The 10,446-nt window shown below is 60.2% G+C and carries 5 protein-coding genes; all 5 read right to left on the bottom strand.

Going from position 1 to position 10,446, the window contains the following annotated elements; genetic code table 11:
• Positions 1-367: 367 nt before the first annotated feature.
• Positions 368-1,165, bottom strand: coding sequence for a FadR/GntR family transcriptional regulator (locus Q0072_RS07610; protein ID WP_298327986.1), 798 nt, complete (start codon positions 1,163-1,165; stop codon positions 368-370).
• A 196-nt stretch (positions 1,166-1,361) separates the two neighbouring features.
• Complete coding sequence (locus tag Q0072_RS07605) at positions 1,362-2,123, bottom strand: GntR family transcriptional regulator (RefSeq protein ID WP_298327983.1); 762 nt, start codon at positions 2,121-2,123, stop codon at positions 1,362-1,364.
• Positions 2,124-2,247: 124 nt separating this feature from the next.
• On the bottom strand, positions 2,248-4,614 hold the full coding sequence (locus tag Q0072_RS07600) for a glycoside hydrolase family 95 protein (RefSeq protein WP_298327980.1): 2,367 nt from the start codon (positions 4,612-4,614) through the stop codon (positions 2,248-2,250).
• 11 nt (positions 4,615-4,625) lie between these two features.
• Entirely contained in the window at positions 4,626-6,125 is a 1,500-nt protein-coding gene (locus Q0072_RS07595) for a tryptophan halogenase family protein (RefSeq protein ID WP_298327977.1), read from the bottom strand.
• A 144-nt stretch (positions 6,126-6,269) separates the two neighbouring features.
• Complete coding sequence (locus Q0072_RS07590; protein WP_298327973.1) at positions 6,270-9,287, bottom strand: TonB-dependent receptor; 3,018 nt, start codon at positions 9,285-9,287, stop codon at positions 6,270-6,272.
• Between the last annotated feature and the right edge of the window lie 1,159 nt (positions 9,288-10,446).

Here is a 10,446-nt window from a genome sequence, read left to right as displayed (position 1 = left end):
GGTATCTTACGGACGGTTATACCCCTCCGTCAGCTTCGCTTCGCTCGCTGCCACCTCCCCACTTCGTAGGGAGGAGAAAAGAACCGCGTTAAATCTTAAATTGTCACCACAGCCTAGAGCGTATTTCGTTCATTCTGAATCGAAATAACGCTCTAAATTTTTGGTTTAACGCGCTTTTTAATCCGAAAAGTGCGTCACACTTTTCGGAAAGCGCTCTAACCGGCCGGGGCCGTTCGTTATCCTTCCTCCCCAGGTCTTTGCCGGTTAAACGCCGGGGCTGTGAAACAGAGCGCGTATCGGCTCTCACAGCCCCGGCGTCTGTCTTTTGGCAGTTGCAGAAATTGTGCGTGGACGCTCTGGTCTCGCCTCAGCCCTGAATGGCGGGCAGGGACTCGCTTAAGGTCAGGGCCGTTTTCAGGTTCTCGTAGTGGTGCCACATCGAATAGAAGGCCCCGTCTCCGTCACCGCGATGCAGGAAGTCCAGCGTGCGCTGATGGTCGGCAAACACCATGCTGCGGAAGCGGTCACCGTACAGAAGAACGCTCAGATTGCGCAGCGCCGGGCTTTGCTGACGCCGCTGCCAGGCCTGTTCCGACATGAAGACAAATTCGAAATTGTGCGTGGCTTGCGCAATCTGACGATGGAACTGATGGTTGCGCGGCTCGTACTCCTCGTCCGTGCTGGTATTGACCAGCATCTGCAAGGCCTTTTCCATAGCCGCCATGTCATCTTCGCTGTGGCGTGTCGCCGTAATGCGGGCGATCTGGCAATCCAGCCACTGATGCGCGTCGATCAGGTGTTGGGGGTTGAGCTGAGCCACCGCCAGTTCACCCGTCGCAAAACCGTCCGACGCCTCAACATTGACGCCCTGCGCATAGGCCTGCGGCATGATGTAGATGCCAGAGCCCTGACGCGACTGGACTGCGCCCTTGACTTCGAGCATGACCAGCGCATCGCGGATGACCGCCCGGCCCACCCCGTAGATTTCCGCCAGATCGCGTTCGGTCGGCAGCTTACCGCTACTGCGGAACTCCCCGGAACGGATGCGTTCCAGAAGCGACTTGCCGATCACCTGATAGGCGCGAAGGTCTTTCTCGCTCCACGTCTCTTCGGTGCCCGCCGGCTCTGCGTCGGTGAGACCTTCACGGCTGTGTCGGGATGCCATTCTGGGGTTCATCAGGGCTCTCAAATTCTTGCGGTCTGCCGCGGTGAGGGTGTTGCGCCCGCCATTCAGACCATACACTTTTTATTGGCCAACCAATATCTAATTTTGGGGTTCGAACCCCAAAGACAGCGAAAAAAGCTTTACAGGTTTTATGACTCAGCCAGGCTCATCCACCGGGATTGACCGGCCAATACCGTCAGGACGGCAGGCTCAGCGCGGTGGTTTCGGACTTGTACAAGGTCTTCAGGTTCTCGAAGTGGTGCCACATGGCGTAATAGGCGCGGTCGCTATCGCCTTTTCTGACCGCCTCCAGCGTGCGTTTGTGGTCTCCAACGCACAGATTACGCATGGCCGTGAAAGGGGGTGAGTCGTTCACCAGATGCGCCGCCGAAGCCTGCGCCCGGCGTTCCCACATCTGTTGCGACAGCCACAGCAACTCCGTATTACGCGACGCCTGCGCCAGAGCGCTGTGCCATTGTCCGTTGAGACGGTGCAGTTCCGCCGCTGAGGCCACAAGACGCAGGCGCTCAATCAGATCCTCCAGCCATAGGCCGTCGGCACCCGCCAGCGCCGCCTGCTTGGCAATATGGCTTTCCAGGCATTGCTGGGCGTGCAGGATATCGAGCCATTTCGGTGCCGGGGCTTCGCTCAAAGGCCGATCAGCAAACTCCTCCTTGCGCTCCGGCCAGCCCTCGGTATAGACCGTTTTGGTGATGTAGATGCCCGACCCCTGACGCGACTGCACCAGACCCTTGACTTCCAGCATGACCAGCGCGTCGCGGATGACCGCGCGGCCGACGCTATAGACCTCGGCCAGTTCACGTTCGGTCGGCAGCTTGCCCGTGGCGTGAAACTCACCGGAGCAGATGCGTTGCAGCAGAGATTGCCCGATAACCTGATACGCCCGCAGATCGCGCTGGGTGCGTAGCTCCTCCGAGGCCATCTCTTCGTTTGACATCACGTTCCGCCGCACGGCTGTTGAACGTCTTGGATAGCCCGCACCGGCCCGTCGGGTCAATGCGCCCGCGCGCATTTGATCAGGCGCGCTGCCCGTGCCTCTGGTCTGGCTGCGGGCACCGGGCCTAAAGCACATAGGTCCGTCCGGCCTGCAATTCGACCGCCTTGCCCCAGTTCAGCGTGTCCTTACCAGCACTGAGCGCTTTGAGACCGTCCTGACCCGGCGGCGGCAAAATCCGGTAGCGCGCCTTGCGCGAGGCCTTCACCACACAATGGGTCAACTGACCGTTCGCCCACTCCAGATCGACGATCAGGCCGCCGCGCGCCCGCAGACCACGCACCCGCCCGTTCGCCCACGATTTCGGCAGGGCGGGCAGCAAGCGCAATATGCCGTTATGGCTTTGCACCAGCATTTCGGCGATGGCCGCCGTCGCCCCCAGATTGCCGTCGATCTGGAAAATCGGCTCCGGCGTGTAGGGGTGGGTATCGAAGAAGTTGGCCCCGGTAGACTGACGAAACAGCTTGCGCAGCATGGACAGCGCCTCATCGCCCTCGCCCAGACGCGCCCGGAACATGGTCAGCCACGCCGCGCTCCAGCCGGTATGCCCGCCACCGTGACGCAGGCGCTCGCTCAGGGTGCGCCGTGCCGCGTCAGCCAGATCAGGCGTATCGTGGGCGTCGATCTCAATGCCGGGATAAAGGCCGAACAGGTGCGAGATATGGCGGTGACCGGGTTCCGCCTCCTTCAGCGGCTCGCTCCATTCCTGAACGCGCCCGTCCGGCCCGATCTTCAGCCGGTCCAGTCGCGCCAGCGCCGCCGCACAGGCCTTGCGCAGGTCGGGTTCAACGGACAGGGCCTCAGTGGCCTTCTGCGTCAGCGTCAGGACGGTAAAGGCCATGGATTGCGACATGGCGCAGCCCATATCGACATAGCCCACCTCGCCATTGTCCATCACATAGCTGTTTTCCGGCGAGCTGGCCGGCCCGGAGACCAGCTTGCCCGTGCGCGGGTCTTCGACGAGGTAGTCGAGCGTGAATTCGGCGCAGGCCCTGAACACGGGCAAGGCGCGCGTCTTCAGGAAATCGAGATCGCCCGTATAGAGATAATGCTCCCAGTAATGCAGGGTTAGCCAGGCCAACCCTTCCGGCCACAACCCCCACTGCACCTTGCCATCCAGCGCGGTGTGCCCCCACGGATTGGTCGTATAGTGCGCCACCGCCCCACGGCAGCCATAGGCGATCTGTGCCGTCTGCCGCGCATGGGGCATCAGGCGGTCCACATAGTCGAACAGGCTCTCGTGCAGTTCGGACAGGCCGCACACTTCGGCGGGCCAGTAGTTCATCTGGATATTGATATTGATGTGGTAGTCGGCGCTCCACGGCGGCGCGAAACCATCGGCCCACAGACCCTGAAGATTGGGCGGCAGGGAGCCCGGACGGTTGGAACCGATCAGCAGGTAACGCCCGAAATTGAAATAGGTTTCGATCAGCGCCTTTTCCGCCGCATCGGACGCCGCCGCCAGACGCTCGGACGCCAGATGCGGCACACCGGCAGGCGCCAGCGTCAATTCCACCCGTTCAAACAGGGCGCGGTGATCGCGTTCCTGCTCGCGGGCCAAAGCCTGCCACGACCGGGCGGCAAGTTTGGCCTGCGCGGCCTGCGCCACCTTTTCCGGTTCGGGAGCCAGCAGATCGGTAGCTCCGGTCAGGGTGAGGACGACCGCCCGCGCGCCGGTCACACGGAAACCCTGCCCGTCGGGCGTGACGCTGCCGCCTTCGCTGCGGCAGGCCAGCCAGGCGCAGTAGTGCACGCCGAAGGGCTGCGGCTGTCCTGACATTTTCAGCACCTGACCCTGCCAGTCAAAGGCCACGTCGCGGTCGCGTTTCAGCGTCGCTGTCAGGGACAGGCCTTCCGGGGCGCTGGTTTCGATCCGAACGGCCAGACACTGATCCGGGGCCGAGGCCAGAACGGTCCGGCTATAGATGGTCTTGCCGATGCGATAGCGCACCGTCACCTGCCCTGTGGCCATATCCAGTTCGCGGCTATAGTCGCTGACGGTCTCCCCATGCCCCATCTCCAGCCGCAGGTCGCCCAGCATCTGATAGGAGCCGTAATCGACCTCGTTCATCGGGGCCATCATCTGGTCCTGCGCCAGACGGTTGGCCTCGGCGCGCTTACCGGCAAACAAGAGTTCGCGCACCCTGGGCAGGGCGGCGCGCGTGGTCTTGGGGTTGTCCTCGACCGTGCGGCCGGACCATAGCTCGATATGGTTCAGTTGCAGGCGCTCGCTCCTGACGCCGCCATAGACCATCGCCCCCAGACGCCCGTTCCCGACCGGCAAGGCCTCCATCCAGCGCGCCGCGGGCGCATTGAAGCTTAACACCCGGGTGGAGGCTTTCGTTCCCTGTGCGCGGGCTTGCGCCGCCAGCAGAGGCAGGGTGCTGAGGGCCAGAAGTCCACCGAGGGTTTCGCGGCGCGTCGATCGGGTCATGGCATTCCTTTTTAAATGTTTGCCGCGCAGAAGTGGCGGATATAGTCCTCGTGCGGCGGCATCCGGTCGCGACAGGCGGCGATCACTTCGCGCGTCTGGCGCAGCCAGGTTTCCGAGCGCTCCTCAGGGATGCTGAGCACCAGCGGATCAGGCGCGGCCGGGCGCAGGCCCTGCCCCCACATCACCGCCAGCCAGTTGCCGGTGCGGAACTGCTCGCCGCGCTCCTGCGGGATGCGGCCGCGGCTACGGAACAGGTTGAGCCGCTGCGTCAGGGCGTCCGGCACCGCCATGTCGCGGCAGTAGCGCCAGAAGTCGCTGTCACAACGTGAGCCCACGTAATAGTGCAGGATGAGGAAGTCGCGGACCTCCTCATATTCGCGCGTCAGATCGGCATTGTAGGTGTCGATATCGGCTTGATGGAAGTCGCGGTCGGGGAACAGATACTGCAACCGCGCAATCCCGTTCTGGATCAGCATGATCGAGGTCGATTCGAGCGGCTCCAGAAAGCCCGACGACAGGCCGATGGCAACGCAGTTCTTTTCCCAGAACTTTTGCCGGCGACCCGTCTGAAAACGGATAGCGCGCGGCTCGGCCAGAGGTTCCCCGTCGAGATTGGCCAGCAGATTCTGGCGCGCCGTCTCCTCGTCCATGAACTGGCTGCAATAGACGCTGCCATTGCCGACGCGGTGCTGCAACGGGATGCGCCAGCGCCAGCCGGCACTGTGGGCGGTCGAGCGCGTATAGGGCACGGGCGGCTCGGTCGAGCGGCTGGGCACGGCCAGCGCGCGGTCGCACGGCAGCCAGTGCGACCAGTCTTCAAAACCGACGCCCAGCGCTTCGCCCAGCAACAGCGAGCGGAAACCGGTGCAGTCGATAAACAGGTCGCCTTCGATCAGGCGCTCGCCGTTCAGACGCAGAGCGCTGATGAATCCCCGCTCATCCAGATCGACATGTTCGATGCGACCTTCGACGCGGCGCACCCCCTCGGCCTCGGACATCTGGCGCAGGAAGGCGGCGTAGTGGCTGGCGTCGAAATGATAGGCATAGCTGATTTCGGCCAGCGGTGAATTGGCCCCGGCGGGCGGCATGAATTTGCCAGCCTTCGCCGCCAGTGCCTGAAGATTATAGGCGTCCAGCGATGCGTCGGTATCGCTCAGCGCGTGGCGCAGCCATACCGAATGAAATGGCAGCGCGCCGAATTCACGCCCGAAAGGCCCGAACGGGTGGACATAACGATTATTGATGGCCCCCCAATCGACAAACTCGATCCCCAGCTTGTAGGTGCCATAGGTCGCCTTCAGAAAGGCGTGCTCGTCGATGCCCAATACCTGATTGAAGACGCGGATATAGGGGGTCGTCGCCTCACCCACGCCGATGGTCGAAATCTCTTCGCTTTCAACCAGCGTGATGGTGTCTACGTCATCCTTGAGCAGACGGGCAAACCAGGCCGCGGTCATCCACCCCGCTGTGCCACCGCCCGCAATGACCACGTGTCTTATTTTCTGGGACATGTCCCCATCCCGATATCTGGAAAAAAAGATGCCTGACAAATCACTTGTCAGGCATCGAGGCCCGTATCCAGAGCTATTTTCAGGAGGGGGAGCGCTCTGGATACGGTCGGAACGGGTTCCCGCGAACGGGAACCCGCAGGAGGCTTAGAAGGTCGCACGACCCGTGAGGGTGAAGGTACGGCCGTCATAGTCGATCCAGCGCACGAAGCGGGTATCGTTTTCGTACTCGTAGCGCTTCTCGTCGGTGATGTTGTAGGCATCAAGCGAGATGGTGAAGCGATCGGTCAGGTTGTACGAAGCCGACAGGTCCAGCTGACCGCGTTCCTTCACCGAACGCGCGCCACCCGTATAGGTGCCGTTGGCGTTCAGAGGATAGTCGGTGCGGTAGTTGTAAACCGCGCGGATGCCGTACTTCGGGGTTTCGTAGTACAGGATGGCGTTGGCCGCGTGCTTCGAAATACCGGGGAAGGGCGCAATCGCCGGGCTCTTCGACTTGGTATAGGCGTAGTTGAAGTTACCGCCAAAGTTCTTCCAGAAGCCCGGCAGGAAGTCGAAGTTCTGCTGGATGTTGAACTCAAGCCCGTCCACGGTCGTGTCGCTGTCGAGGTTGTAGGCCCCCGAAGCCCCGATACGCAGGATGTTGGTCGCCGTGCTCTGGCTGGTCGCAGTACAGTTCTGACCATCCCACGACAGCGGACCAAAGCCCCAGTTCGAGCCATCGGACGGACAGAGGATCGCCGGGTCCGAGGTGCCGACGATGCGGCCCGTGATGACCTTCTTGAAGTAGGCCAGCGAGATTACACCGTTCGGACGGTTATACCATTCCAGCGACAGATCGTAGGAGTCGGCCAGATACGGACGCAGCTTGTTGTTACCAATGCGAACCGAGGCGTTGCGGATCGTCTGGGTCGGCGTCGAGAGCTGCGAGTTGACCACAGGCTCACCAATACGCGTCACCGGCGAGAACTGACGGTCCTGCGGACGGACATAGGTCTTGTAATAGGCCCCACGCACAATCAGGTCATCGCGGACGTCAGCGACGAAGATCGCCGACGGCAGCCAGTAGTGGTACTTGTTTTCCAGACGCTGCCACTTGAAGTCCGACAGAGAGCCAACCGCGCCCGTGAAGTTACGGTAGGTGTCGAGCGAGTCGATCGTGTTTTCCGTCCCTTCGTAGCGGGTACCGAAGTTACCGCGCACGCGGGTGCCCAGAAGCTGGGTTTCGTACTTGAACTGGATATAGGCCTGGGTCAGGTTGTTCTGGGTACGATAGTTGTTATCGGCAAAAGCGCCATCCTTGTACAGGATGTTGAAGCCGCGCGTCGTCAGACCGCCACCCGAGGGGGTGTAGATGTCCACCGGCGTTACCGCGGCGATAAAGCGTTCGGCGTCGATGACCTGCCAGTTCTTGCTGATCGAGGCATTGCCGTTCATGAAGTCGTCCACGAAGGACGGCGTATAGACCATGTCCTGCGTGATGTTTTGCAGCTTGGCCCCATAGGCCATGTTGCGGAAGCCCCACGACTTGAACTCGTTCTTTTCGAGGCGCACGCCGCCCTTGACGCTGGTGATCGGGCCAAAGTTGACGAAGCGCTCGACATCGACCTGCGCCGAGGTAACGGTTTGTTCGGCAAAGCTTTCCGAACCGGAGATGTTCAGATAGTATTTGCCATCGGCGGTGTTATAGCCTTCGGGATCGTCCTTGTCGCCCCAGATCCAGCCCGTATTGAAGATACGGTTTTGCGGGGTCGGATTGACCGTGTAGCTGAAGCCATCCAGATCGCCGAAACCGGTCGTCAGTCGGCCGGTGATGCCATTGCCACCCTTGACCGGGTTGGTTTGCAGATCCAGTTCGGTTTCCAGAGACTGGTTGGCCCCCTTCGAACCGGCGACGATGGCCGAAATCTTCCAGTCTTCGTTCGACCAGTCGAGGTTACCGATGAAGCCCTGCGACTCCTGCTTTTGCGAATAGAGGCGCGTGGACGACTTGGCCGGGAAGTTGGCGTAGTCGGCCGTCTGATAGAGCCAGCGACCATCCGAGGTCTGAACCGGCGTACCCGACGGCGTGATGGTGCCTGCACCGTCCCACACGGCGTTGATCAGGAAGTACTGCGTCGTCTTCGGCAGGTCACGCTGGCTGTAGTAGCCGATCAGACCCACCTTGGTGTTTTCGTTCGGCTTCCATTCGACACCGCCCGACGCGGTCCACAGCTCGCCGATGTTTTCACGGGTGTATTGACGGATGGCGTCCAGCGCATAGACGCCGGTATTGCCCTTCGAACCCGTGGTCGCCGTGTTGAAGTTTTCACCCTTTTTGGGGTCGGCACCGACAGCGTCATTCAGCGTGCGGCAGAACGACCCAGAAGACGGGCAGGTCGTCGCCGAATAATAGTCGCCGTAGGTGGCAGCAAACTGCGATTGCGTCAGACCGGTCAGGCCCGGCGTCAGGCGGCTGTAGCCGTTAAAGCGCAGGGTATCGCGGCGGAAGTTCTCTTTCTTATAAGCCACCGTACCAAACACCGCCAAATCGCTGCTCAGGTGCTTGTTATAACCGATGGTGAAGGCCGGTGCCGTCTTGCCGCCCAGCTGGTTATATTCCATCGCGGCCTTGAACAGGCCGCCGTCCGTGCGCGACAGAGCGCCGGCGATCTGCATATCCACATTGCCCGACAAGCCGCCCGACTGGGCATTGGCCATAGGCGACTTTTCGATCACGAAGGCCGAGAAGATGTCGGAGTTAAAGGCACCCAGCGGCGCGCCCTGATCATTGGCGAGCGACGGCGGCGACGCAAAAGCCACACCGTTCAGCGTCGTGCGGGCGTAGGAGCCCGGCATACCACGCACGTTGATGGTGGCGTTACGGCCTTCGGCTTCGCGGTTGATCTGAACGCCGGGGATGCGTTGCAGGGCTTCACCCACGTTCAGGTCAGGGAAGCGACCCAGACCGTCCGATGAAATGCCGTCGGTGATTTCGATATTGTTGCGCTTGGCGCGAACCGCATCGGCGTAGCTCTTTTTCAGGCCCGTAACGACAACCACTTCCGGTTCAGCCGCGTCTTTCGCCGCTTCCTGCGCTTGCGCGACGGCGGCACCGCAACCCATCAGCATGGTGGCGCCAAGAAGGATGGATTTCGTCCCCCTCGCGTATGACCGCAATTTCATCTTTAACTTCTCCTGGGATATCTGGCCTTACTCAACTGAGCGGCATGACCTTGGTGCAATTCCATCCCGCGGCCCTGTTCTGTGCTTACCGCAAGGTAAAGGTCCGCATTCAGACCTTAGCATTCTCCCTGCCCGCAACACAGACTTTAAAGTCGCGGCTTACTCAACTTAAGCATTTTCTGCTTTTTCTATCATCTTATTGACGACACCTGAGGCACAACTTACTGACCCACGAGCGTCAATCGAGGCTGAATATGCGCTGAATAATTGGCCTGTCAATTTGTAATATGCCTGACATAAACGATTTTTGCGCGCCAATTTCGCCGCAATTGCGAAATGGTTCCGCTACCAATTTTTTTTATTGTTATTTTTCAGATAATTAAATTATTTGCACTCACAAATAAAAGGTCAACCAAAATACAAAGTTGGCGAAACAGTGTCTCATATATGACACAAACAAAAATACCGCCGGTATAGAAATCGCTCAAAACGGTTTGGTTTGCCAATGTTTAGGCGGGAATCGCCTCCCGCGCGTCCGGATAGGTCAAACCAATATTGGCCCGCCAAAGTGTTGACCGAGGAAATCCAGGCCCGCCTTACCAGACGCACCGGCGCCCCGCTTACCGCCGTCCCGCGTGTGGATCAAAAACCACTGCAACCGATTCAGGCTGTAGGAAAATTAATAAAAATACACGTCTAACAACAACTTAAAATTCTAATCCCCGGCCACACCGGTTGTGGCGCAGATATCTGCACGGAAAAAAGCGACAGCCTTTTAATATAAAAAATTGACAGGCCAATTTTTTGACGCATAGACTGCCCCCATCGCCACCCTCACCCGGCGGCATAGAATTATCGGGCTGAATCAAATATTAAATGCGATATTTCTTCAGCTCAGCAGTAAATCCGGCCTGTCATTCACCCCTTGTTTCCCGCAAGGCAGCGTAATCAGGGCCAGTTGCTGTTCGCGTTCCTTCCTCCGTTGAGACCCTGCAATGCCCGCACTTAGCCGCCGGACGTTCCTTTCATCCTCAATGGCCACGGCGACCGCGCTGGGCCTTATGCCTTTGGTGCGCGCCGAAGCCGCTACGACCTCCGCCGCAGAAGCCGTTCTTAAGCGCTTTCTGGGCAGGGACGCCGCGCGTGTGCGCCTGTCGCT

The organism is Asticcacaulis sp., from assembly GCF_027484505.1.
Classification (GTDB): domain Bacteria; phylum Pseudomonadota; class Alphaproteobacteria; order Caulobacterales; family Caulobacteraceae; genus Asticcacaulis.
This window is presented reverse-complemented; position numbering and strand designations above follow the sequence as displayed.